This window comes from Myxococcus virescens (assembly GCF_900101905.1).
GTDB classification, from domain to species: domain Bacteria; phylum Myxococcota; class Myxococcia; order Myxococcales; family Myxococcaceae; genus Myxococcus; species Myxococcus virescens.
On record NZ_FNAJ01000008.1, the window covers coordinates 225,911 to 248,317 of the forward strand.

20 protein-coding genes and 1 tRNA gene are annotated in these 22,407 nt (G+C 66.9%); 11 read left to right on the forward strand and 10 right to left on the reverse strand.

Going from position 1 to position 22,407, the window contains the following annotated elements; all coding sequences use genetic code 11:
* Positions 1 to 3: 3 nt before the first annotated feature.
* From BLU09_RS23475 to BLU09_RS23510, 8 genes are all read left to right on the forward strand, one after another.
* Complete coding sequence (locus BLU09_RS23475) at positions 4 to 462, forward strand: GatB/YqeY domain-containing protein (RefSeq protein ID WP_026114338.1); 459 nt, start codon at positions 4 to 6, stop codon at positions 460 to 462.
* Between the two features lie 332 nt (positions 463 to 794).
* Positions 795 to 2,615 carry a DNA primase gene (gene dnaG, locus BLU09_RS23480; RefSeq protein ID WP_186817915.1) on the forward strand — a complete coding sequence of 607 codons (1,821 nt, stop codon included), beginning with the start codon at positions 795 to 797 and terminating at the stop codon, positions 2,613 to 2,615.
* Between the two features lie 92 nt (positions 2,616 to 2,707).
* Entirely contained in the window at positions 2,708 to 4,834 is a 2,127-nt protein-coding gene (rpoD, locus tag BLU09_RS23485) for an RNA polymerase sigma factor RpoD (RefSeq protein ID WP_011555174.1), read from the forward strand.
* 81 nt (positions 4,835 to 4,915) lie between these two features.
* The gene (locus BLU09_RS23490; protein WP_090491739.1) at positions 4,916 to 5,302 is read left to right on the forward strand and encodes an MGMT family protein; all 387 of its coding nucleotides are present in this window, start codon (positions 4,916 to 4,918) and stop codon (positions 5,300 to 5,302) included.
* A gap of 79 nt (positions 5,303 to 5,381) precedes the next feature.
* Positions 5,382 to 5,454, forward strand: a tRNA-Ile gene (locus BLU09_RS23495).
* Positions 5,455 to 6,021: 567 nt separating this feature from the next.
* Positions 6,022 to 6,762: a 3-oxoacyl-ACP reductase family protein gene (locus BLU09_RS23500; RefSeq protein ID WP_279627366.1), complete on the forward strand. Its 741-nt coding sequence runs from the start codon at positions 6,022 to 6,024 to the stop codon at positions 6,760 to 6,762.
* 23 nt (positions 6,763 to 6,785) lie between these two features.
* Positions 6,786 to 7,103: a DMT family transporter gene (locus tag BLU09_RS23505; RefSeq protein ID WP_090491741.1), complete on the forward strand. Its 318-nt coding sequence runs from the start codon at positions 6,786 to 6,788 to the stop codon at positions 7,101 to 7,103.
* Positions 7,100 to 7,726: a TetR/AcrR family transcriptional regulator gene (locus tag BLU09_RS23510; protein ID WP_090491742.1), complete on the forward strand. Its 627-nt coding sequence runs from the start codon at positions 7,100 to 7,102 to the stop codon at positions 7,724 to 7,726. Before BLU09_RS23505 ends, BLU09_RS23510 begins: the two co-directional genes overlap by 4 nt.
* A 112-nt stretch (positions 7,727 to 7,838) precedes the next feature.
* Here the strand turns inward: BLU09_RS23510 and BLU09_RS23515 are convergent, their stop codons facing one another.
* Positions 7,839 to 9,311, reverse strand: coding sequence for a sensor histidine kinase (locus BLU09_RS23515; protein ID WP_090491743.1), 1,473 nt, complete (start codon positions 9,309 to 9,311; stop codon positions 7,839 to 7,841).
* Positions 9,308 to 9,982 carry a response regulator transcription factor gene (locus BLU09_RS23520; RefSeq protein WP_011555180.1) on the reverse strand — a complete coding sequence of 225 codons (675 nt, stop codon included), beginning with the start codon at positions 9,980 to 9,982 and terminating at the stop codon, positions 9,308 to 9,310. The genes BLU09_RS23515 and BLU09_RS23520 overlap by 4 nt, the downstream gene beginning before the upstream one ends.
* A 159-nt stretch (positions 9,983 to 10,141) precedes the next feature.
* On the opposite strand from BLU09_RS23520, the gene BLU09_RS23525 reads away from it, so the two are divergent.
* Complete coding sequence (locus tag BLU09_RS23525; protein WP_090491745.1) at positions 10,142 to 11,299, forward strand: alpha/beta hydrolase; 1,158 nt, start codon at positions 10,142 to 10,144, stop codon at positions 11,297 to 11,299.
* A gap of 154 nt (positions 11,300 to 11,453) precedes the next feature.
* On the opposite strand, the gene BLU09_RS23530 is transcribed toward BLU09_RS23525, so the two are convergent.
* Both BLU09_RS23530 and BLU09_RS23535 read right to left on the reverse strand, forming a co-directional pair.
* Entirely contained in the window at positions 11,454 to 12,371 is a 918-nt protein-coding gene (locus tag BLU09_RS23530; protein WP_090491747.1) for a M14 family metallopeptidase, read from the reverse strand.
* 206 nt (positions 12,372 to 12,577) lie between these two features.
* Complete coding sequence (locus tag BLU09_RS23535; protein ID WP_244171964.1) at positions 12,578 to 14,026, reverse strand: hypothetical protein; 1,449 nt, start codon at positions 14,024 to 14,026, stop codon at positions 12,578 to 12,580.
* 227 nt (positions 14,027 to 14,253) lie between these two features.
* Here BLU09_RS23535 and BLU09_RS39060 point away from each other — a divergent pair, with 227 nt between their 5' ends.
* Entirely contained in the window at positions 14,254 to 14,781 is a 528-nt protein-coding gene (locus tag BLU09_RS39060; protein ID WP_090491749.1) for a transposase, read from the forward strand.
* Here the strand turns inward: BLU09_RS39060 and BLU09_RS23545 are convergent.
* The 6 genes from BLU09_RS23545 to BLU09_RS23570 all read right to left on the reverse strand — a co-directional run bounded on the left by BLU09_RS23545 (position 14,704) and on the right by BLU09_RS23570 (position 20,643).
* Positions 14,704 to 16,203: a DUF488 family protein gene (locus BLU09_RS23545; RefSeq protein WP_090491750.1), complete on the reverse strand. Its 1,500-nt coding sequence runs from the start codon at positions 16,201 to 16,203 to the stop codon at positions 14,704 to 14,706. The genes BLU09_RS39060 and BLU09_RS23545 overlap by 78 nt on opposite strands.
* 18 nt (positions 16,204 to 16,221) lie before the next feature.
* A complete protein-coding gene (locus tag BLU09_RS23550) occupies positions 16,222 to 16,581 on the reverse strand; it encodes a cupin domain-containing protein (RefSeq protein ID WP_244171965.1) in 360 nt (119 codons plus the stop codon).
* On the reverse strand, positions 16,578 to 17,390 hold the full coding sequence (locus BLU09_RS23555; protein ID WP_090491752.1) for a succinate dehydrogenase/fumarate reductase iron-sulfur subunit: 813 nt from the start codon (positions 17,388 to 17,390) through the stop codon (positions 16,578 to 16,580). Before BLU09_RS23555 ends, BLU09_RS23550 begins: the two co-directional genes overlap by 4 nt.
* A 78-nt stretch (positions 17,391 to 17,468) precedes the next feature.
* Positions 17,469 to 17,942 carry a carboxymuconolactone decarboxylase family protein gene (locus BLU09_RS23560; RefSeq protein WP_090491753.1) on the reverse strand — a complete coding sequence of 158 codons (474 nt, stop codon included), beginning with the start codon at positions 17,940 to 17,942 and terminating at the stop codon, positions 17,469 to 17,471.
* An 83-nt stretch (positions 17,943 to 18,025) separates the two neighbouring features.
* Positions 18,026 to 19,939 carry a fumarate reductase/succinate dehydrogenase flavoprotein subunit gene (locus tag BLU09_RS23565; protein WP_090491754.1) on the reverse strand — a complete coding sequence of 638 codons (1,914 nt, stop codon included), beginning with the start codon at positions 19,937 to 19,939 and terminating at the stop codon, positions 18,026 to 18,028.
* Between the two features lie 2 nt (positions 19,940 to 19,941).
* Positions 19,942 to 20,643 (reverse strand): succinate dehydrogenase cytochrome b subunit, encoded by a 702-nt coding sequence (locus BLU09_RS23570; RefSeq protein WP_090491755.1) that lies wholly within the window; start codon positions 20,641 to 20,643, stop codon positions 19,942 to 19,944.
* Between the two features lie 909 nt (positions 20,644 to 21,552).
* Between BLU09_RS23570 and BLU09_RS23585 the strand changes: the two genes are divergently transcribed.
* On the forward strand, positions 21,553 to 22,296 hold the full coding sequence (locus BLU09_RS23585) for a hypothetical protein (RefSeq protein WP_244171967.1): 744 nt from the start codon (positions 21,553 to 21,555) through the stop codon (positions 22,294 to 22,296).
* Positions 22,297 to 22,407 lie beyond the last annotated feature (111 nt).

The following is a 22,407-nucleotide window of genomic DNA, read 5'->3' on the forward strand; positions in this document are numbered from 1 at the left end:
ACCATGGCCACCCTGAAGGAGCGGATCGACGCGGACCTGAAGGACGCGATGCGGTCCAAGAACGAGCTGACGCTCAGCGTGCTGCGGATGCTCAAGAGCGCGGTGAAGTACAAGGAAGTGGAGCCCGGCGCGTCCGCACTGGATGACGCGGGAGTCCTCACCATCATCGCCGGCCTCATCAAGCAGCGCCGTGATTCCGTGGAGCAGTTCAAGACGGGTGGCCGCCCGGAGCTGGCGGAGAAGGAAGAGGCTGAAATCAGCATCCTTCAGAACTACCTGCCCAAGCAGCTGACCGCCGACGAGCTGGCCGCCGAGGTCCGTGCCGCCATCGCCGAGACGGGCGCCAAGGGTCCCAAGGACATGGGCGCGGTGATGAAGAACCTGAACGCCAAGATTCACGGCAAGGCGGAAGGCCGAGCCATCTCCGAGGCCGTGAAGTCGGAGCTCGCGAAGCTCTCTTGAGCCTTCCACCGTTCTGAGGTCAGCGCTGGCGCTGTCGGGAAACCGGCGGCGCCTTTGCATTGAAGGGCTGGACAGGGATGCGGAAACTTGCTCCCTCGGCCCCTCGTCATTAAGTGCCTGGGTCAGTCCCGCCGTGTCCCCCGCTCCCCCCAGCGGAAGTCGCGTGCAGGGGCCTCAGGAGTCCACCCCATGCCGCAACCACTCCCTGCCCTCGCGAGCGCTCCGGCTTCAGCCCCCATGGGGATGATCCGCCAGGTCGGCCGGTGGGCAGGCGACGTCAGCCCTGTCAGGCAGGATGCAGGGGCTGGGCCCGCCCAGGGGTGGGCCAGGGGGTGGGAGTCGTGATTCCGGAGCACAAGATCCAGGAGGTCCTCGAACGGGTGGACCTCGTCGGGCTCATCTCCCGGCATGTCGACCTGAAGAAGGCCGGGCGTGAATGGAAGGCCTGCTGTCCCTTCCATCAGGAGAAGACCCCCTCGTTCTACGTGGTGCCGGAGAAGCGCTTCTATTTCTGCCATGGCTGCCGCGCGAGCGGTGACGCGGTGTCCTTCGTCCAGCGCTACCTGGGCAAGACGTTCCTGGACGCGGTGCGGGACCTGGCGCGCGAGCTGGGCGTGGACCTGGAAGCCGAGCAGGACCCCAGCATGCGGGAGCGGCAGCAAATCAAGGAGGCCACGGACCAGGCCGCCGAGCACTTCCGCGCCATGCTGTGGCAGCAGGACGAAGGCCGCTCCGCCCGCGCCTACATCGCCAGCCGCGGCGTCTCCGAAGAGACGGCCATGGCGTTCGGCCTGGGCTGGGCGCCCCTCGAATGGGCCTCACTGACGGAGCGCTTCCAGAAGCTGGGCATGCTGGAGTGGGCGGCGAAGGCCGGCCTGGTCCTCAAGCGCAACAGCGGTGACGGCTACTACGACTTCTTCCGCAGCCGAGTGATGGTGCCCATCCGCGCGCCGGAGGGCCGCCCCATCGCCTTCGGTGGCCGTCTGATTGGCGCGGACGAAGGGCCCAAGTACCTCAACTCGCGCGAGTCCCGGCTCTACAACAAGAGCGAGACGCTCTTCGGCATGGACCAGTCCCGCGACGAGATTCGCAAGCGCAAGGCCGCCGTGCTGGTAGAGGGCTACTTCGACGCCATTGGCCTGCACCAGGTGGGCGTGCGGCACGCGGTGGCGCTGTGCTCCACCAACCTCACCGCCGGACACATGCAGGTGCTGAAACGCGCCGAGGCCCGCGAGCTGATCCTGCTGTTGGACGGAGACTCGGCCGGCCTTGCCGCTGTCGAACGGCTTTCCGGTCCCCTGCTCGCCGCGGGGGCGACCGCGCGAGTTGCCCTGCTGCCGCAAGGGGATGATCCAGACACCTTCGCGCGTCGAGAGGGCCAGGAAGGCGTGGAACGGCTGCTGGAAGGCGCCCACCCGCTCACCAGCCACCTGTTCGCCTCGCTCCTCCCGGAGGGCAAGGCCGCGAGCTTCGAGGAGAAGATGGCAGCGCTCGAGCGGCTCAAGCCGGTGGTGGGACAGGTCCCCGTGGGCCTGGTGCGCGCCACCCTCTTCAGCGCGGTGGCCGAGCACTTCGGCTGGCGGCCTGCGGACGTGGAGGCGGCCCTGCGCAGCAAGGTGCCCCTACCCAAGCCCGCCAGCGGGGACGCACCTCCTTCGAGCCCCAACCGTCCCGCCCCGCCCCTGGAGAAACCGCCCCCCGCGCTGGAGTGCTTCTACGTGGGCGCGGTGTTGAAAGAGCCACGGTTGATGGCGCGGGACACCTTCCGCGTGTGTGACGAGCTGTCCCACATGGGCCTGCGCATGGCGCTGGCGCATGCGACGTCGGGACACGGCGCAAACGATGCGCTCTTTGAATCCTCGGAAGCCGTGAAGCGCGGCATTGAAAGCGCGCTGCGGCAGCTCCCCTCGGAACCGGTTCCCCTGGAGGCGGCGTTCCTCTCCATCTGCAGGGAAATCATGGTGCGGCGCATCGACGAGCGGCTCGTTTATATAAAGCGGGCGACGGAGCAGACGCCGGGGGCGTTCGACCTGACAGAGGAGACGCGCCAGCTCCTGGCGGAGCGCGTGGAACTGTTGGCGCTCAAGAAGCGTGTCCTGGAGGAGCTCAAGCCTGCCTCCTCGGGAACAAAGGCGCCCATGCAACCGGTTTGAGTTCGCGTTTGTAAGAAACCCTGACTTTGCGGTAGATCGGCCGGCTCGCCCAGGCCTCAAGCCCCTGAATTTGCTCAAGGAGAAGTACCCGAATGCCGACGCAGAAGCCCTCGAAGGCGTCCGTGAAGCCGACCAAGAAGAAAGTGGATCCGGTGATCCGCAAGAAGAAGGCTCCGGACGGTGCCGCGGCGAAGGGGGCCAAGACGGGCGCCGAGGAGAAGGAAGAACTCGTCGCGAGGGACGTCGTCGCCGAGGCGACGGAGAAGCTCAAGAAGAAGAAGAAGGGCGTGGCGCCGGCCATGGGCGATGACGTGGACCCGGAGGAGGCCGCGGAAGAGGCCGCCGCCGCCGTCCAGGTCGACCCCGACGCCGTCGAGGACGACATCGAGGAGGATCCGGTCGCCGAGCGCAAGGAGGTCAAGGACCTGCTCGCCGCGGGCCGTGAGAAGGGCTTCCTCACGTACGACGAGGTCAATGACGCGCTCCCCGCCGACATCGTGTCGTCCGATCAGATCGACGACGTGATGAGCATGTTCGGCGACAACGACATCGAGATTGTCGACGCGCAGAAGGCCGCTCAGAACAACGAAATCAAGCCCACCGTCACCGTCGAGGAAGAGAAGGAAGACGCCGACGAGGACGAGAAGGACGAGGACGACGAGCCGGGCGGCAAGTCGAACGACCCGGTGCGCCTGTACCTGCGCAAGATGGGCAGCGTCAGCCTGCTCACCCGCGAGGGCGAGGTCGAAATCGCCAAGCGCATCGAGGACGGTGAGAAGGAAGTCCTCCGCGCGCTGCTGGCGTGCAAGGTGGCCGTCGAGGAGATACTCGACATCGGCAACAAGCTGAAGACGGCCAAGCTGCGCGTGCGCGACGTCATCAAGGACGCGCCGGAGGAGACGCAGTCCGAAGGTGCCGAAGAGGCGCCCGAGGAGGTCGGCGAGGGTGACGCTCCGGCGCAGCTGGCGCAGAGCGAGCTCAACAAGATTGAGCAGATCTGCAAGCAGATCGAGCGCTTCCGCAAGTTCGCCCAGGACTGCGACGTCTTGGAGGAGGAGCTGTCCTCCAAGAAGAAGCTGACCGAGGTCCGCAAGAAGGAAGTGAAGCAGGAGATCAAGGACCTCCGGACCAAGATGATGGAGGTCCTGGAGGAGATGCGGCTCAACAAGAAGCAGGTGGACCGCATCGTCATCAACCTCAAGGCCCTCATCGAGCGCGTCGACAAGGCCGAGGACGAGCTGCGGGATTTGGAGCGCCGCTACGACTGCTCCATGAAGGAGCTGCGCCCGCAGCTGAAGGAGTCGCGGGAGAACCCCAACATCGGCAAGAAGCTGCAGAAGCAGCTCAACCTCACGCCGGAGCAGTTGGAGGTCCTGGACCGCGACGTGCGCACGGCGGTGCGGAAGATCAAGAAGGTCGAGGAGGAGGCCAACCTCCCCGTCGAGTCGCTGCGCCGCAACTACGACGCCATCCGTCTGGGTGAGCGCCGCGCCGAGCGCGCCAAGAGCGAGCTGGTGGAGGCCAACCTGCGCCTCGTGGTGTCCATCGCGAAGAAGTACACGAACCGCGGCCTGCAGTTCCTGGACCTCATCCAGGAGGGCAACATCGGCCTGATGAAGGCCGTGGACAAGTTCGAGTACAAGCGCGGCTACAAGTTCTCGACCTACGCCACCTGGTGGATTCGTCAGGCCATCACCCGCGCCATCGCGGACCAGGCCCGCACCATCCGCATCCCGGTGCACATGATCGAGACCATCAACAAGCTCATCCGCACCAGCCGCTACCTGGTGCAGGAGATTGGCCGCGAGCCGACGCCGGAGGAGATCGCGGAGAAGATGGAGCTGCCGCTCGACAAGGTCCGCAAGGTCCTGAAGATCGCCAAGGAGCCCATCTCCCTCGAGACGCCGATTGGCGAGGAAGAGGACAGCCATCTGGGCGACTTCATCGAGGACAAGAGCCTCGTGTCGCCGGCCGACGCGGTCATCAACATGAACCTGGCGGAGCAGACCCGGAAGGTGCTCGCCACGCTGACGCCGCGCGAGGAGAAGGTGCTCCGCATGCGCTTCGGCATCGGCGAGAAGTCCGACCACACGCTGGAAGAGGTGGGCCAGGACTTCGAGGTGACGCGCGAGCGCATCCGTCAGATTGAGGCCAAGGCGCTGCGCAAGCTGCGCCACCCGAGCCGCTCCAAGCGCCTGCGCTCCTTCGTGGAGAGCTGAGCCGGGCTTGAGCTGAGCTGAAAAGTAGGCCCCCGCTCCATTCGTGGACCGGGGGCCTTCGTGTTTCTAGAGTCCGGGGCCGTGGCGCTCCGAGCGAAGACGAAGACACCGAAGGCCGAAGTGAAGAAGGCTCCCCTCCCCTTCTCCAAGGCGGTGTGGCAGGCGGTCCGGGCCATTCCGCGCGGGCAGGTGCGCTCCTATGCCCAGGTGGCGCTCTACGCGGGCCGTCCGGGCGCGGCACGAGGCGTGGGCCGGGAGATGGCCACCCTGCCCCAGCAGCCCGAGCTGCCGCTGCCCTGGTGGCGCGTCACCCGCTCGGACGGGACGCTGGCGCCCCAGGTGGCCCAAGAGCAGGCAGGGCGCCTGCGGGCCGAAGGCGTGGAGGTGACGCAGCGTGGGGACACCTTCCGCGTGAAGGTGCCCCGCGAGGCGCCGGCCCCTGGACTGGCAACGAAGCGGAAGCGCTGAAGCCGGGTAAAACGACGCCCCTTGCCAGGACTGCGCACCCGGCGATATGCAATCCGTCACGCGGTTGGTTGGCGCATGAGGGCCCTTAGCTCAGCGGTTAGAGCTGTCGGCTCATAACCGATTGGTCCCTGGTTCGAATCCAGGAGGGCCCACTTCCCTCAATGCCGCTCAATTCCTTGGCAATCTCTTCAAGTGCGTCTGTCCATTGAGCGGCATCCGCGGTGTTCCGCACCACCGGCGCCCTCCCTTGGCATTGAGATAGGACGGGGCGCGCTTGGGCACCTTGCGCCGGGCGGACGGCAGCCGCAGGGTTGTCACCTTTCCAGAGCCCGCGCTGGATGGCCTTGGAGAAGAGGCACTGTGCGAAGCCGCACAGGTTGTTGATCGACTTGGGCGAGAGCTCGGCGGCTGCGGCGGAGAACGCCCCATCAAGGCGGGCTGCGGTTCACCTCGGGGAGCGTCAACGCACCCAGGCGGGGCCGAAGGTGAACATCACCCGCTTCGGTGGACAGGTTGGCTACGCTGCCTCAAGCCCCTCGCTCGCCTCCTCCTCACCTGCTTGAGGGAACTGGCTCACTCACCTTGGCGGAGAGAGCGCGGGCTCTTTCCCGCAAAGGGCCCTACTGGGGACATATGAACCGGTCATTAAGAAAGTCTTGACGGAGACTCCCTCGCTGCGTAGACATTTTAAACGACCGGTTTCAAAGTAGAGGGTGGACATGATGGCGTTCAGTGGCAAGGCGGCGTTGGTGACAGGTGGCACGCGTGGCATCGGCGCCGCCATCGTTCGGCATCTGGCAAAGGGGGGGGCGGACGTCGCCTTCACCTATGCGAACTCTGGCGACAAAGCGGCCACGCTGGTCGGTGAACTCAAGACACTCGGCCGACGGGCAGTGGCCATCCAGGCGGACAACGGAGACCCCGACGCCGTCCGTGGCGCAGTCGACCGCGCGGCGTCCGAGTTGGGCCGCCTGGACATCTTGGTCAACAACGCCGGCATCTTCCCTTCCGGACCGTTCGAAAAGGTCACACTCGAGGAACTCGACAGGACACTGGCAATCCACGTTCGAGGCGTGTTCGTCGCGTCTCAAGCCGCGCTCGCGCACATGCCGCAGGGTGGCCGCATCATTTCGATTGGTTCCTGCTTCGCGCAGCGCGTGCCCTATGGCGGAGTCACGCTCTACTCGATGAGCAAGTCCGCCTTGATCGGCCTGACGAAGGGCCTGGCACGGGAAGTCGGCGAGCGCGGCATCACCGTGAACGTGATCGACCCCGGGTCGACGGATACCGACATGAATCCGGCGACCGGGCCCGCCGTCGCGGCCGAGTTGGCGCTCATGTCCCTTAAGCACTACGCGCAGCCCGAGGACATCGCCGCCACCGTCGGGCACCTGGCGGGTGCCAGCGGGCGATTCATCACAGGCACCTCCATCGCGGTCGATGGTGGCTTTTCGGCTTGAAGCCGCGACAGCAAGAGGCGTTCATGGCATGGACTGTGTTGATATTGGCCGGGTGTCTGGAGATCGCCTGGGCGCTCGCGCTCAAGCGAGCCGACGGCCTGACCCGGTTCTGGCCCAGCGTCATCGGCATTGGCCTCGCCATGGTCAGCCTGGTGCTGCTGTCGCTCGCCTTGAAGCAACTGCCCGTCGGAACGGCCTACGCTGTCTGGGTGGGGATGGGCATGTGCGGCGTCGCGGTGTTCGGCATGCTATTTCTCGGCGAACAGGTCTCGGCACCACGTATCTTCTTCCTGGTGATGATCGGTATCGGCGTCGCTGGCCTGCGGGCAATCGAACGATGACTCCGCGCAAGGTGAAGACGAAGAAGCCCTCCGCTGTGATGGGCCGCCCCCGCGGGTTCGACCGCGACGAGGCACTCGTGGAGGCGATGCGGGTGTTTTGGGCGCGCGGCTACGAGGGCACGTCCATCCAGGATCTGGTCGATGCGATGGGCGTCAACAAGCCCAGCCTCTATTCCATCTTCGGCTGCAAGGAAGAGCTCTTCCGCGAAGCCGTTGAGCTCTACGACCGGCTCGAAGGCATTCACACCACCCGCAGCCTGGAGGATGCTCCGTCCGCACGCGCGGCGGTGGAGGAGATGCTGCGCGCCAATGCGCGGGCCTACACCGCCAGCGACAAACCTCGGGGGTGCATGATCGTCCTGTCTTCGCTCCTGGGCTCGCCGGAGAACGAGCGGGTCAGGACCTTCCTCGCGGAGAATCGCCTCAGGGGCGAGCGTGCGCTGAAGCAGCGACTCGAGCGAGGCATTCTCGATGGAGACCTCCCTGCATCCGCCGAGGTGGGGAAGCTCGCCGCGTTCTACACCACGGTGCTGGAGGGCTTGTCGATACAGTCTCGCGATGGCGCCTCCGCGAAGAAGCTCGCCGCCATCATCGATGCCGCGATGCTCGCTTGGCCGACATGAGCGAATACATCTCACGCTTCTTTGACCCAACGAAGCTCAGCGAGTTCCGCACTGCGAACTCTCAACCCTGAGCTGTCCGCTTTGACGGGGGCAACTCCAGCCAGTACGCGCCTCAATCCTTGCAACACGCTGACGGGTCGATGCTTCTTCCTGCGGGAGCTCTTCGCACCCGCATCCGGAATGTCGCGCCGCCGCCTTCTGTGGGCAGGTGCTGCAGGCTACCGCCGTGGCCTTCCGAGATGCGGCGGGCGATGGCCAGACCCAACCCGGTTCCACTCCACTGACCTTCCCGGCGCCAAAAGGGCTCGAAGATGTTCTCTCGGTCGGACGCCTCGACGCCGGGGCCGTGATCGACGACGTCGACCGTGACGCTGGACGTGCTGGCTTCCATCCTGACGATCACCGTCCCGCCAGCGGGCTCGGCGCGCAGCGCATTGTCGAGCAGGTTGGCCAACGCCGACCGAAGGCCATCGGCCTGTCCCAGCACCATCTCGGAGGGCGATGCGGCTTCCAGGGCGATGGCTCGTCCGCTCCGCAGCGCCAGCGGCGCCATGTCGCCGATTAGATCACGCAGCTGCTGGACGAGATCCAGCGCTCTCCAATCCGCCGGGGTCTGTCCCTGCATGCGGAAAGCCGCGAGCAGCTGGTCGACCATCAGCCCCAGCCGCGTCGCATCACGCCGCAGGTCGCGCGTGGCGGGGCTGTCGCCCAGGGAGTCGAGCCGGGCGCAGAGAATCGCCACAGGGGTGCGCAACTCGTGCGCGGCATTGGCGACGAACAGTTGCTGGCGGGAGACGCCGCGCTTGAGCCTTTCCAGCAGCTGATTGATGGCCGTGACGAAGGGCTGGATCTCCTTGGGCACGCCATCGGGCGACAGCCGCTGGTCCAGCGTCTCGAGGCCGATGCCGGATGCGGCGTTGGCGGCCCTCGTGAGGGGTTGTAGCGCGCGACGCAGCATCAGTGGCAGCACGAGGACGGTGGCGAGGACGGCCGAACCAAACAGCTTCATCACGCGCGGAATCAGCGTCCGCAACGCGGTTGGCAGGTCATCCAGTCCGAGGCGATTGCCACTCGTCACGACGACCGCAGTCCCGATGCCGGGGACCGGGAACATCGAGACGTTCGCGCGCTGGCCCTCTCCGAGGGCGATCACCGGGTCTCCGCACTCACCGAGCAGCTGCACGCACCGCAGATCGGGGAAGTGCCGGTACAGGTCGGTCAGGGCGGGCGCCGGTTCGAGGTTCGCGCCAGGTGCGGCCCAGCCGCGTGGAGAGATCGCGTGGGCAAGCTGCTGCGATGATCCGGGCACCAGGCGGCCGTCCAGGTACACGGCGTAGGCCAGCTGCGGACGTTGTGCCTGATAGGCGCGCAGAGCGCTCGAGGGCTCGATGCGAGGGGCGCCTGCCGGGTCCAGCGTGATCGACTCGGCCACGCGACGTTGGGAGGTCGCGGCGGACAGATCGTCGTGCGAGACGGAGTGGGAGAACACCATCCAGAACAGCATCAGCCCGGTGATGACGATGAGCTGCGTTGCGAGGACGGCCACGATCAGGCGCGGCGCCAGGGAGTCCGTGAGACGCTTCATGGCTCGTCGATAAGATAGCCGACGCCCCGAACCGGGTGCAGCACCACACCCGCACCACAATCCTCGAGCCGCCGTCGCAGCCTGGAGATGTGTGCTTCCAGGGTGTTGGCACTGGGCTCCTCGTCGAACCCGTAGACCTCCTTGATGAGGGTGTCGCGCTGGACGACCCGCCGCGCGCGGCGCATCAGGGCGGCCAGCAGCGAGGCCTCGCGCCGGCGAAGCAGCAGCGGCCTTCCCTGCACCGTCATCTGCCTGGAGCCGAGGTCGTACTCGATGGCGCCGCAGCGTACCGGCTGCAGCTGTCGCGCCTGTGCAGGCCGTCGCAGCACCGAGCGGATGCGCGCCCGCAGCTCGTCTGCATGGAAAGGCTTTCCCATGTAGTCATCCGCACCCGCATCCAGGCCTGCGACTCTCTCGGGGACATCTCCCATCGCGCTGATCACCAGCACGCCCGCCTCCGGCTGCATGGCACGGAGCTCGGGAATCAGGCACAGGCCGTCGCCATCGGGCAGGCGGCGGTCCAGAAGCACGATCGCGTAGGCGCCCAGGTGGATCGCGCTACGGGCCTCGGTGACCGAAGCCACGGCGTCGACCGAGAAGCCCTGGGACGTCGCTTCATTTGCCACCAGCCGCGCGAGTTCCGGCTCATCCTCGACAAGGAGCGCACGCATGAGTCCCCTCCGTGTCGGCGGACGCTACTCCTCCCAGGGCGAAGGCGCCGCGACAATCAGCGACTGTCAGGCTCGTGCAAGCCTGCGCTGCCAGAAGAGAATGGAAGGAGGTGGGCGATGCCCCCTATGCGAGCACCTGCGTACTGTCCTGGGACCGAGATGACGAACCTCTTCCGTAATTGCTGCCTGGCCATCCTCCTGGCGAGCTGTGCGGGCACCCCTACGGCCAGGGAGCAGGCTGGACCCGGCAGCCGGCGCGAAGCGACCGCCATCGTCGCCAACCTGCGCCGGATCGTGACCCCCACGGGTGTGGAGCGGCTGGAGAAGGTCCGCATCGGCGGGATCGACCAATGGGTCTCGATCCGCGGCGTCGACCGGGCGAATCCCGTGTTGCTGATGCTCCACGGAGGTCCCGGCTTCGTGTCGATGCCGACGAGCTGGTACTTCCAGCGGGGGTGGGAGGAGTACTTCACCGTCATCCAGTGGGATCAGCGCGGTGCTGGAAAAACCTACCTGGCGAATGACCCCTCCGCGGTCGCGGCGACCATGACGGCGGAGCGGTTGATCGCCGATACCGAGGAGATGATTCGCTGGGCACGCAAGGAGCTCGGCAAGGAGAAGATCTTCCTGCTCGGACATTCATGGGGCAGCTACCTCGGCCTGTCCGTAGCGCAACGTCACCCGGAATGGCTGCACGCGTATATCGGAATGGGACAGGCGACCGATGTTCTGGAGAGCGAACGGCGCGGATGGCGCTTTGCCATGGACAGGGCACGCGCAGCCGGAAACGAGGAGGCGATCAGGGAGCTGCAATCGATTGCGCCCTACGCGGCGCATGGCGCTGCGCTCGAGCTGCCCGTCGTCGCGATCCAGCGCAAGTGGCTCGGCTTCTATGGTGGCCAGGTGCACGGGCGGACGGGTGGCCAGGCCGAAGCGGAGGGCTTCGCACTCTCTCCGGAGTACACGGATGCCGAGCTGGCCTCGGTGTGGACCGCCAACGAGCTCTCCGAGGAGAAGCTGTTCCCCGCCGTGTTGCGGGCCGACTTCAGCAACGTGACCCGGCTCGAGTGCCCGATGCTCCTCTTCAATGGCCGGCACGACTACAACGTGTCGGCAAGCGTCGCGGCCGAATGGTTCGAGCGCCTTCACGCACCCATCAAGCACCTGGTCTGGTTCGAAAACTCGGCTCACGAGATCATGAACGAAGAGCCGGGCAAGATGCTGCTGTCGCTGGTCAGGTACGCCCGGCCCATCGCCGAGGCGGCAGGCGATGCACCGAAGCCTGCCCCCCGGGACGCGGCCACCGGGGCGCGATAGGCACGACACGCCACCCTGAAGCCCTACTCCCACTCCAGCGGGCCCTGCGCCGCTGCCATCGGCGCCGCCTGCGTCGGCTCGCCCACGTGAGCCGTGACGGCCACGAGGTCGAGCGTGGCGTGCGCTCGACGTCGAGATTGGATTGGCACCTCCCCTACGGATGCGCCAACGCGTAATCGAGCGCCGCCGTGACCGCCGCCACCTGCGCGTCGCAGCACTGCGCGGGCGTCGCGCGCGGGCTGTCGGGGTAGACCTCGGTGGTCGTCACGTAGCGGGCGAGCGTGATGCCAGCGCACAGTCCGAGCTGGCGGAGTGCGTAGTGGATGACGCCCGGGGCGACGACGGGAGAGCCAATGATCTTGCCGTCGGCGTCTGGCGGGGCGATGTGGGTGACCTTCGCGACCGCGGCGATGACCGCCTGCTGGAAGTCGAGCCGCGGGTTCTCGGTGTCGCCCACGACGTAGAATCCGTCGGGGGTGTGGCCGGGCTCGAAGGGCTTGCCGTCGCGCGCGGCCAAAGCGGGGCGGAACTCCGCCTCGTCCGAGTCGGTGGTCTCGTGCAGGTCCACGTGCACGAGCACGCGGTCGCGCAGCGGGGCGACCAACCGCATGAGGGCCGCCGACTCCTCCGCGGGGCTGGGCTCGCGGAAGGAGCGGTTCGGGTCGATGGCATTCATGTTCCAGCGGTGGATCCGCTCGTAGGCCCACGGGCTGACGCACGGGACGACGAGCAGGTTGAAGCGGCCCACGTAGTCAGCCGCATGCCGCTCGACGAACTGCAGCGCGCCGTGAACGCCGCTCGTCTCGTAGCCGTGTACCCCACCCGTGACCAGCGCCACCGGCAACCCATCGCGCCAGTCGCGGCTCGCGAGCGCGAACAGCGGGTACGTGTCCGGCGGGTAGTCCAGCAGACCGTACTGCACCACGTCGAAGCGCGCGCGCAGGCGCTCTATCGCGCTCAGCACGTCGGCCGCGTAGCTGCGCTTGCGGGTCTGGTGGGACCGCCAGGCCGTGACTTCCGCCTCACCCCAGGGGCTTCCGGGGGAACCAATAGGGTACGGTGCAGTGCTCATATCGGCGATTCTAGATCGGGTTGCGGGCCGCAACCCGGGCTTCTCGTGTGTGACATCAGGCATGAGACGGATAGGGACTCTCAACACCGCGCGGCCCTGGGTGGCCCTCGCGCCAGGGGCAGCCTTGCACCCGCAGTGGGCAGTCCCGGTGCTCGAGAGTCGCTCGCCCCTCCAGCTTCCTTCCGGCTTGGGGAATCCGGGAGACTTCACTCAGAAGCACGCCGCCAGAAGAGCCCTTCTCGCACGAAGTGCTCATGGACCCAGCGCTCGCTGGCGGAGGACAGCTGCCATTCGCCACGTCCCTCGAGGACCAGGATGTCACAGCGCGCAAGCATGGGGAGCATGGTCCGCTGCGAGCGCTCATCCTCGAAAGCGGCTCCTGCGTGAGCGAAGCGCCCGGGGGCGCCCAGTGCATCATTCAGCATGAGGCCATAGGGGTCGACGAGGATGGGAGTCCCCTCTGGGATTCCGGGAAGCCGACCGGCGGCGATTGCCCAAGCCGGTTCGAAGGTGCAAAGGGCTGAATCCGGGGGGACGGAGGCCCGGAGTGAGCTCCCGAGCGTGAGCAGGAAACGGTCTCGCTGATTCGCAGAGCGGATGGCCGCCGGCAACGGAGAGAGTGCGATGAGCATCACCGTGGCGGTGACGAGCGCGGCTTGCGTGCGCGTGCGCGTGTCCGCCCAACTCAACACCACGGAGGCCCCCAACCCCGCGAGGACCGCCATCGTAGGCGCAAGGTGGGCGTTGTACTGGGCCCAATAGCTCTTCGACGACAAGAAGGTCACGACCGTTAGAGCCCAGGCGGCCGCGAAGAGTCGCTCGGCGACGGCCTCCCTTCGACGCGTTCGGGCCAGGGCCACGACCAAGCCCCATACACAGAGGACGGAGAAGCCCATGCGCCCGTCTCCCAGGACCATGAGAAGTCGGCGCCAGACATCTGACTCGCCATCGGGTGGGCGGAGCAACTGGAACCGAAGAAGGCCATCGAGCATCGCGGCGGGGGCGAGCGCGAAGAAGGGGCCCAGCCAGACCAGCCCCACGGCTGCCGCGACAAGCACGACTCGTAGGGCACGCCGTCCCTGGCCCTCCATGCCGCGAGCCCACACCGCGGCGATGACCCAGGCGCCGGCTGTCAGCTTGATGGCGCACGCGGTGGCAAGAAGGGCTCCGGCCAGCAGATCCCCCTTCCACCGTGAGGCATCAACCCCATGCCGCAGCCAAACCCATGCCATGCCAAGACAGGTGAGGTTGAGCAGTGGCTCCAGGAAGGGCCCGCGCTCGGTGGCGGCCGCTTCTGGGAAGACGGCATAGGCGAGCGCGGCCACGACGCCTGCCCTGACGCCCCATTGCTCCTGAGCAATGCGTCCGCACAGGAGCGTGCTCAGTGCCCCAATCCCGGGGACGAGCCAACGGACCACTGCGAATGCCAGCGCTGCGTCGAAGCCACGTGCGAGCGCGGCCACTGGCGCCAGCAACATGGCAATCCCAGGAGGGTGGACGAAGAAGTAGTCACGGTAGGGCAACACACCGTGGGCGAGAAGTGCGGCGGCACTGAAGTAGACGCCCTCGTCGTAGTCCACGGGATGCCCGAAAGCGCCTCCCCGGTGGAAGAAGCCCGCGATGCGCAGCAGCCACGCCCCTGAAGCGATGAGCACCAGGGGCCACCAGGGCAGGTGGAAACGGGGAGTAGAGAGATTCGACGAACGCACCCGGACACGCGTACTAAAGGCATCCCGGTGTGTCGAGAAGGCGCCAGTCCGTTCATGCGGCGCACATCGCCAGTCGAACTCCTGACTTGACTCACTGAATCATCCGGAGACATGACTCTTTTTAATGTTGAGAGGCATGGTTCGCGAACGCGTCCCGGACGCCTTCTGGCGGCGTGTGGCCCCTGGCTGCCGCCACCGCGTCCCAAGAAGAAGCCGAGCCCCAAGGCCTGCCGCTCACCGAGTCGGTGACGGCTGCCAACGTACACGGCACGCACGAACTCTTCCCGCTGGTCGACTCCGTGGCTGCGGTGAGGATGCCTTCGGGCCAGCGGCGACACCGGCCCAGAAAGCCGCTTGGCGACAAGGCCTACGCCTCCCGGAAGAACCGGCGGGGGCTCCGCCTCCGCGGCATCGCCCATCGAATCGCACGTCCAGGCGTCGAGTCCAAGGAACGGCTTGGGCGCTACCGGTGGGTGGTGGAGCGCACACTGGCTTGGAAGAACCCGCTTCGCCGCCTTCGAGGCCGCTACGAACGCAGGGACGACGTCCACTTCGGATTCCTCGTCCTCGGTTGTTGCCTCATGCGCTTTCGCCGCCTCGGCCCTGACATTTGTCAGGCACTGTCAATCGTGCGCCTCCAGCGCGCTCATAAGGCTTCGCCGTGGCCCAGCGTCGGCGGCATGAATGAGGCCTCGGGCTAAGAGCGCGCTACCGAGCGAGCAGAAATACAAATATCCACGCAGCTCGCCGAAGCGGCGGATCAGGCGCTCGAGAGCAGGTCCCGGCTCGACATCCATCAATCCCGAGAGCCCGCGAATGACCCCGACATCGCCCTCCGGGAACACGTCCAGCCGGCCGAAGCCGCGCAGGAGAACCAAGGCCGCGCTCCAGGGTCCAATACCGCGAAGCCCAGTGAGCATCCGCATCGCCTCGGCGCTGCTCATTTGCGAGAGCATGGCCTCTGTCACATCGCCCGCTTGAATGGCGGCGGCCGCCGCGCGGAGCGCCTCGGCCTTCCTCGCGCTCAAGCCACAGGAGCGAATCGCATCGAGCCGCGCCTCGGCGATCGCAGCAGCAGTCGGAAATGCGTACCGTTCTTGCCCCTCATGCGGCAAGGACCGGCCGAAGCGCGCTACCAAACGGCGAACGACTGCGACCCCGGCGTCCAGGCTGACCTGCTGGAACGGGATGACGTTCGCGAACGTCTCGAAGAGGCTGGGGAACCGTGGCGGCCGCATACCGCGCAGCGCGCGCGCAATGGGGCCGAGCTTGCGCTCGGCTTGGAGCAGCCGATCGAGCGGCTCCGGATCCACATCGAGTCCGAGCCCCCGCCGCAACACCCGAGCGATCTCGGCATGCGCGCCGCGCGAGTCATCCCCAGCGAGCACGCGGAACCGGACCTGCGGCGCGTCCATCGTCCCCTGATTCGAGACCTCGACCAGCACGAGGCCATCGGAGACCGTGAGCGCTCGCAGGTACCGTCCGTCCTCCCAGACGTCGACGAGGTTCGTCGGCCGCCGCTGCAGCACGCGCACGGTCGCCTCGAGGTGAAACGGCGCGCGCGTATCAAGGGATGAGCCGAGGCCCGCCGGATACGTGAGCCGCGTGCCATCGACATGAGCGAAGTCGGTCATCCGGTGCGGCGTCGACCGGGTTCGGCTGGTGATGTGCTCGACCTGCGCACCGCGAACTGTCAGGGCGTCTGCGACCAGGGAGCGATGGCAACGCCATGGCACGGCTTCGGCGCACATCAACGCGACCGTGCCTTCCACGACCAGCTCACGCAGCTCGGCCAGCCCAGACTCGAACTCGCCCGTCAGCATGTAGTCCGCGTACCCGCGGAAGCTCGCATTGCGCCACCCCGCGTTCGGTGAGTCACCGCGCGCGTGCCGCAGCCCTCCGAGCGCGGGGAGATGGACGTAACGGAGGTGATGCCGGCGAAGCGCGGAGCGAAGCGCCTCGCGTTCGAATTGCGGATTGTGGCGCGAGCGCGGGATGGTCCTGATGTCAGCCACGGTGGAGACGCCGAACGGTCGAAGGAGCGCGATGAGCTCGTCGAGCGTTCGCGTCGAGTGGCCGACGGTATAGAGTTGGAGGCCTTGCCAGCTCTTTGCCCCGCGCATCGACTTTCTACCCCTCTCTCATGGGCTCTTCCATCCGAGCGTGAGCAGGAACGCGCTCTCCTCGATCGCCTCCACGTCATGGCGCAGGCCTTTCTCGAGGACGAGCAACCGCCCGAACGGCAGCTCCACCGTCTTTTCGGGCAGGCGCAGCCGCACGTGCCCGGAGAGCGCGTGGACCGAGACGGTTTCGCTGGCGCGATGCTCCGCCATCCGTGCGCCGGCCTTCATTGCGATGAGGACGATGCGCAGGTCGGGCTCGCGCACCAGAGTCCGCGCCGTGTGGCCCTCCCGCAGGTAAACGTCTTCTCGCCGCATTTCACGCTCGATTGCCGCCAGGTCGAACGTGGTCCCGCCCCCGAGATGTGTCGGTTGGGTCATGCCGTTCCTCCTCTTTCTGGGTCTTGCCTCTGGGCGTCCGCCTCAGGCTCGCGCCACACTTCGCGTTGGGATGCGAGCGATGCCCGGAGCCATTCATGGTTCATGAGCGCGATGGCATCGATGCTGATCGACTTCGGGCACGCCGCCTGGCACTCGCCGTGCCAGGTGCAGTTGCCAAAGCCCTCCTCATCCATGCGCGCGACCATGGAGAGCACCCGCCGCTCCCGCTCCGGCCGCCCCTGAGGCAGGAGCGCCAGGTGAGAGACCTTCGCGCCGGTGAAGAGCGCGGCCGAGGCGTTCGGGCAGGCGGCGACGCAGGCCCCACAGCCGATGCAAGCCGCGGCGTCCATCGCCCCGTCAGCGTGCTGTTTCGAGATGGCCCGCGTGCTCGCCTCGGGCGCGGCCCCCGTTGGCACCGAGATGAACCCGCCAGCACCGATGATGCGGTCGAGCGCGCTGCGATCGACGATGAGATCCTTGAGCACAGGAAATGCCCGCGCGCGCCAGGGCTCGATCACGAGCAGCGCGCCGTCCGGAAAGCGGCGCATGTGGAGCTGACACACCGCCGCGCCGCCGAGGGGACCATGCGCCGCGCCATTGATCGTCACCCCGCACGTCCCGCAGATGCCCTCGCGACAGTCGCTCTCGAACGCGACCGGGGCCTCGCCTTTGGCGGCGAGTTGCTCGTTCAGGACATCGAGCATCTCGAGAAAGGACATGTCGGCGGTGATGTCAGAGACCTCGTAGCGGCGGAAGGCGCCCTGGGATTGCGGCCTCTCCTGTCTCCAGATCTGCAGAACGAAGCGCACGCTGTTCTCCCTCCCCCTTCGCCCACGAGCGCCTCGGGATGGAGGTACTCGTCGCGCGGATGTTCAGCAGATTGCCCATCACGGATGCGCCGCCGCGCGGGCCGGCGGTTGGTAGCTGCCGGGCACGGAGCGGAACGGGATGGCGATCCGGTTCCAGCCATTGATGGTGATGACCGCCATCGTGAGGCTGACGAGCGCTTCTTCGCTGAAGTGTTGGCGCACGCGGTCGTACAGCTCATCCGTGACATCGTTCTGCGAGATGAGCGTCAGAGCTTCCGTCCATTCGAGCGCGGCGCGCTCGCGTTCGGTGTAGAACGGTGTCTCGCGCCAGGCCGACAGCGCGTAGAGCCGCTGCTCGGTTTCCCCGGCGACACGGGCATCCTTCGTGTGCATGTCGATGCAATAGGCGCAGCCGTTGAGCTGCGACGCACGAGTCTTGACCAGATCGAGCAGGGGGTGCTCGAGCCCACAGTTGCGGACGAAGCGTTCCAGGCCGAGCATCGCCTGATAGGCGTTGGATGATTTCTGGAGGAAATCGAGTCGCTGTTCCATGCCGAAGGTCTCCTATCGGTAACGGTGGCAGAGCGTACGCGGGCGGCTGCGCACCCAGGTCCGGACCACCTTTCGGTTCGTGCTCATTTGTAGCTCCTGGTCTCGGCCGCGACCGACTCGAAGAAGAGTGGCTCCTTGTGGAGCGCGGGAGGTCGATCCTTGCCGCGGTATTCCCATACCGACACATGGCAGAAGTGCTCGTCATCTCGGCGCGCCTCACCTTCCGCCGTTTGAAACTCCTCGCGGAAGTGCGCTCCACACGATTCGCGCCGCTCGAGCGCGTCGCGGCACATCAGCTCCGCGAGCTCGTAGTAATCGGCGAGCCGCCCTGCTCGCTCGAGCGAGTCGTTCAGCTCGATGCCGGTGTCCGGCAGCCGGAGATCTCGCTCGAACTCGCCCTGAAGCGCCTGGATGCTCTCGAGCGCGGAGGACAGCCCGCGCTCGCTGCGCGCCATGCCGCATTGTTCCCAGAGGAGGCTACCCAGCGCGCGGAAGTGGTCCTCGACGGTTCGCGTGCCTCGCGAGGCGAGCAGGCGCTCGAGCTTGAGCTGCACGTTGTGCTCGGCGTCTCGAAACGCGGGATGGTCAAGGTCGACCGGCCCTGGCCCGAAACGCGCCAGCTCGTCAGCGATGGTGTTCGGGACGATGAAGTAGCCGTCGGCGAGCCCCTGCATGAGGGCGCTCGCGCCGAGGCGGTTCGCGCCGTGGTCGGAGAAGTTCGCCTCGCCGATCACGTAGAGGCCCGGCAGGGTGCTGCGCAGGTCGTAGTCCACCCAGAGCCCACCCATGGCGTAGTGGACGGCGGGGTAGATCCGCATCGGCGCCCGGTACGGGTGCTCGCCCGTGATGCGCTCATACATCTCGAGGACGTTCCCGTAGCGTTCGCGAATGGTACCGGCCCCGAGACGCTCAATGGCATCACCGAGGTCCAGATACACGCCGCGCCCGCCGGGGCCGACGCCCCTGCCCTGGTCACAGATTTCCTTGGCCGCGCGCGAGGCGATGTCACGCGGCGCGAGGTTGCCGTAGGTTGGGTACCGCCGCTCGAGGAAGTAGTCCCGTTCGCTCTCCGGGATATCGCGCGGTGTCCGCGGGTCCCCCTTGAGCTTCGGCACCCAGACACGCCCGTCATTGCGCAAGGACTCGCTCATCAGGGTGAGCTTCGACTGATGGGGCCCGCTGACCGGGATGCAGGTCGGATGGATCTGCGTGAAGCAAGGGTTGGCGAAGCCGGCGCCCCTTCGGTACGCGCGCCAGATCGCGGTCGCGTTCGAGCCTCGCGCGTTGGTCGAGAGATGGTAGATGTTGCCGTAGCCTCCTGTTGCGAGGATCACGGCATCGCCGGCGAACGACCCCAGCTCGCCCGTCCGGAGGTCGCGCGCGATGATTCCCCGCGCCCGTCCGTCGACCCTGACGAGATCGAGCATTTCGGTCCTCGGATGCATGCGAACCTGGCCCGCGCTGATTTGCCGCTCGAGCGCCTGGTAGGCGCCGAGGAGGAGCTGCTGCCCGGTCTGTCCACGCGCATAGAAGGTGCGCGAGACGAGCGCGCCCCCGAAGGAGCGGGTGGCGAGGAGCCCTCCATATTCGCGGGCGAAAGGGACTCCCTGGGCCACGCATTGGTCGATGATGCGGTTGCTCACCTGCGCAAGCCTGTAGACATTCGCCTCGCGGGAGCGGAAGTCGCCGCCTTTCAGCGTGTCGTAGAACAGCCTCCACACGCTGTCGCCGTCGTTGCGGTAATTCTTCGCGGCATTGATGCCGCCCTGCGCGGCGATGCTGTGCGCGCGCCTCGGCGAGTCGTGGAAGGAGAAGCAGTGCACACGGTAGCCAAGCTCGGCGAGCGTCGCCGCGGCGGAAGCCCCCGCCAGCCCGGAGCCCACCACGAGCAGTGTGTACTTGCGCCGGTTGCTCGGCCCGACCAGGCGTCCTTCGCGCAGTCGGCGCTCCCACTTTTGCTCGAGCGGCCCGCTCGGAATCCTCGCGCCGAGATCCATGGCTAGCGCCCACCTCCGAGCCAGATCGCGAGCGGAATGCTGCTGAAGCCGCCCCAGAGCACCAGGGCGAGGATCCACGCAACCGGTCGCCGTTTCGGCCGAGGCGAGGGTCGCGACCTCCCGAGGCTCCGCAGCGAGGCCCATGCACCGTGCCAGACATGCATCCCGACGATGGCCAGCGCGCCGAGATAGATGGCCACCACCCAGGGGACGCGGAAGCCCTCCACCACGTTGTGGTAGACGTCATGCTTCTCGAACGGCACCGGCGCGATGGTCCCAGTGGTCAGATGGAGAATGTGGAAGACGATGAACCCCGCGAGCACGACGCCCGTGAGGCGCATCGTCCGAGCGGGCACGGTCGTGGAGCGTGGCCTGAGTCGGCGGTAGGCCACCGGGCGCGCGAAGCGGTCACGATTCCAGAGCAGCGCCGCCGCGCCGATGTGGATGACGGCGGAGGCCAGGAGCACCGCGCGAGCGGCCCACAGGAGCGGGGGCTCCCGAACGAGAAACGCGGAGTATTCGTTGAGGGCATCCCGCCCTCGGTAAACGAGGAGATTGCCGAGCAGGTGGAAGACGAGGAACACGACCAGCACGATGCCAGTCGCTGCCATGAGCACCTTCAGCCCGACCGTGGACCGCCACGGATGCAAGCGTCGCGAGGCGTCATGCGGGCGGTCTTCATTGAACTCACCAATGGACTGCATGCGCTCCCCTTCGCAAGGCTCGGCGGCCCGTGTCGCGCGGGCGGCTCCAGCGACTGGCGAACATCAATCATCCGGCACCTTCCGCAGGCGTTGGTCCGCGCCCCTGGCAAAGAGGTGAGTTGGGCACGCAGGCCACTCACTGCAAGCCCAACGCCCCGGATGTCCCGCGAGTGCACAACGCCCATGTCGAGTCTGCGACGTAGGTGTGGCGTAGCGCCTCATCGAGCGCGATTTGAACGTCACAGAAGAGGTCGCGCGAGCGCTGCGAGAGCGCTCAGGCGACGATGCCCACCGCGTCCCCTGCTTCATGCGTTGCATGCACGGCCTTTCCTTGAAGGTGGGACGTGCGCCAACGGCCGCTGCGGGGATCCGCCCAGTACATCAGGCGCGCATCAAGACGAATTGGGACTCAGTTGAGGGTGGAGGGCAGAAGCAGAGGGGCCGAGGAGGGCAGCTGACGGGGGCGTCCGTGCTGTGTGCCGGGCCGGTGGAGAGGCCGAGCAGCCCCCTTGGGATACACGCCTGTCCAGGCCGCCCTCCCACGAGGGGCGCGGCAGGGGCCTGGGCTTGTTGGCGATGGCTTGAGCCTCAACACCACGCGGCCTGGGGTGGTCCTCGCGCCGGGGCCAGCCTTACACTCGTCGTGGGCAGTCCCAGGTGCTCCAGAATCGCTCGCCCCCTCCCGCCTCCTTCACGTTCGCCAGCCCCCTCAAACCTGCCTCCACACCTCCTGCTTGGGGGAGAAACAGTCCCAGGCTTCGAGAAACGCGCGCGACAGGCCCGTCCCGAGACTTCCGAGGGTGGGCCTTTTCGTGTCAGGATTGAATGAGCAACCGGTGCACGCGTCGATGCGCCACTCCGCCGGACTTCACCAGCGCGGACCCATTCCTCTTCCTAGGAGCAAACCTCATGAAGCGGCTCATCCAGGGGCTGTCCCTGACGTCTCTATGTCTCTCTCTGGCGGCTTGTGGTGCCAACAAGTACTACACGCTGCCCGTCGACTCGCATGACGCCTCGACGACCAAGACGTCCATCGGCGTCTGCGCCCTGGAGAGCGGTCTCGAGTCGCAGTCCATGGACAACACGGCCATCGCCGTCACCTACGATGCGACCTCCATGATGTACTTCCGTTACAATGGGATGGACGCGTACACCTTCCATGTCTCCGTGGACGACAAGCAGGTTCCTCCGGAGGAACTGGAGGCGAAGCTCGCCACGGTGCGCAAGAAGGGCGAAGAGCTGTACCTCTGCGCCCAGGACCGCATCAAGCCGCGCTACGTCGCCGCCCCTACCCACGCGCCCGCGCAGACGAACGTCACCATCAACCTGAACGCCCCGGGCGAGAACTCGCAGGACGCCCTGTCCGCTGGCGCGTCGGTGTCGACGAACACGAACACGGCTTCTGCCTCGACGACGTCCTCCTCCGCGTCGGTGGACCTGGGCGAGGGCACCTGCGCCCGCGCCGTAGACTGCTATGCGCGGCTGGCCAAGACGGTCTGCGAGGGCGCGCAGGACTGCAGCTTCAAGGTGGAGATGTCCGGCAACGACGAGGCGGGCTGCCGTGACGCGCTGCTCCGCGTCCCGGACCTGATTCAGCCGTTCAAGATGATTCGCCCCAACCTCTCCGCGCCGGCCGTCTGCCGCGCCGAGTAGTCCGCTGGAACAGCCCGCCTCCGGTGCCGTGCCGGAGCGCGGGCGTCAGCGGCCTCCGGTTTCCCAGCCCGTGAGGCAGGCGGAGTGGACGCCCTTGGCTGGGGTGGCGCC

Bases quoted from the DNA above. Each gene is read 5' to 3' on its own strand.
- BLU09_RS23475 (WP_026114338.1), top strand. From the start codon at position 4: ATGGCCACCCTGAAGGAGCGGATCGACGCGGACCTGAAGGACGCGATG.
- rpoD (WP_011555174.1), top strand. From the start codon at position 2,708: ATGCCGACGCAGAAGCCCTCGAAGGCGTCCGTGAAGCCGACCAAGAAG.
- BLU09_RS23500 (WP_279627366.1), top strand. From the start codon at position 6,022: ATGATGGCGTTCAGTGGCAAGGCGGCGTTGGTGACAGGTGGCACGCGT.
- BLU09_RS23505 (WP_090491741.1), top strand. From the start codon at position 6,786: ATGGCATGGACTGTGTTGATATTGGCCGGGTGTCTGGAGATCGCCTGG.
- BLU09_RS23510 (WP_090491742.1), top strand. From the start codon at position 7,100: ATGACTCCGCGCAAGGTGAAGACGAAGAAGCCCTCCGCTGTGATGGGC.
- BLU09_RS23515 (WP_090491743.1), bottom strand. From the start codon at position 9,311: ATGAAGCGTCTCACGGACTCCCTGGCGCCGCGCCTGATCGTGGCCGTC.
- BLU09_RS23520 (WP_011555180.1), bottom strand. From the start codon at position 9,982: ATGCGTGCGCTCCTTGTCGAGGATGAGCCGGAACTCGCGCGGCTGGTG.
- BLU09_RS23525 (WP_090491745.1), top strand. From the start codon at position 10,142: ATGACGAACCTCTTCCGTAATTGCTGCCTGGCCATCCTCCTGGCGAGC.
- BLU09_RS23530 (WP_090491747.1), bottom strand. From the start codon at position 12,371: ATGAGCACTGCACCGTACCCTATTGGTTCCCCCGGAAGCCCCTGGGGT.
- BLU09_RS23545 (WP_090491750.1), bottom strand. From the start codon at position 16,203: ATGCGCGGGGCAAAGAGCTGGCAAGGCCTCCAACTCTATACCGTCGGC.
- BLU09_RS23550 (WP_244171965.1), bottom strand. From the start codon at position 16,581: ATGACCCAACCGACACATCTCGGGGGCGGGACCACGTTCGACCTGGCG.
- BLU09_RS23560 (WP_090491753.1), bottom strand. From the start codon at position 17,942: ATGGAACAGCGACTCGATTTCCTCCAGAAATCATCCAACGCCTATCAG.
- BLU09_RS23565 (WP_090491754.1), bottom strand. From the start codon at position 19,939: ATGGATCTCGGCGCGAGGATTCCGAGCGGGCCGCTCGAGCAAAAGTGG.
- BLU09_RS23570 (WP_090491755.1), bottom strand. From the start codon at position 20,643: ATGCAGTCCATTGGTGAGTTCAATGAAGACCGCCCGCATGACGCCTCG.
- BLU09_RS23585 (WP_244171967.1), top strand. From the start codon at position 21,553: ATGAAGCGGCTCATCCAGGGGCTGTCCCTGACGTCTCTATGTCTCTCT.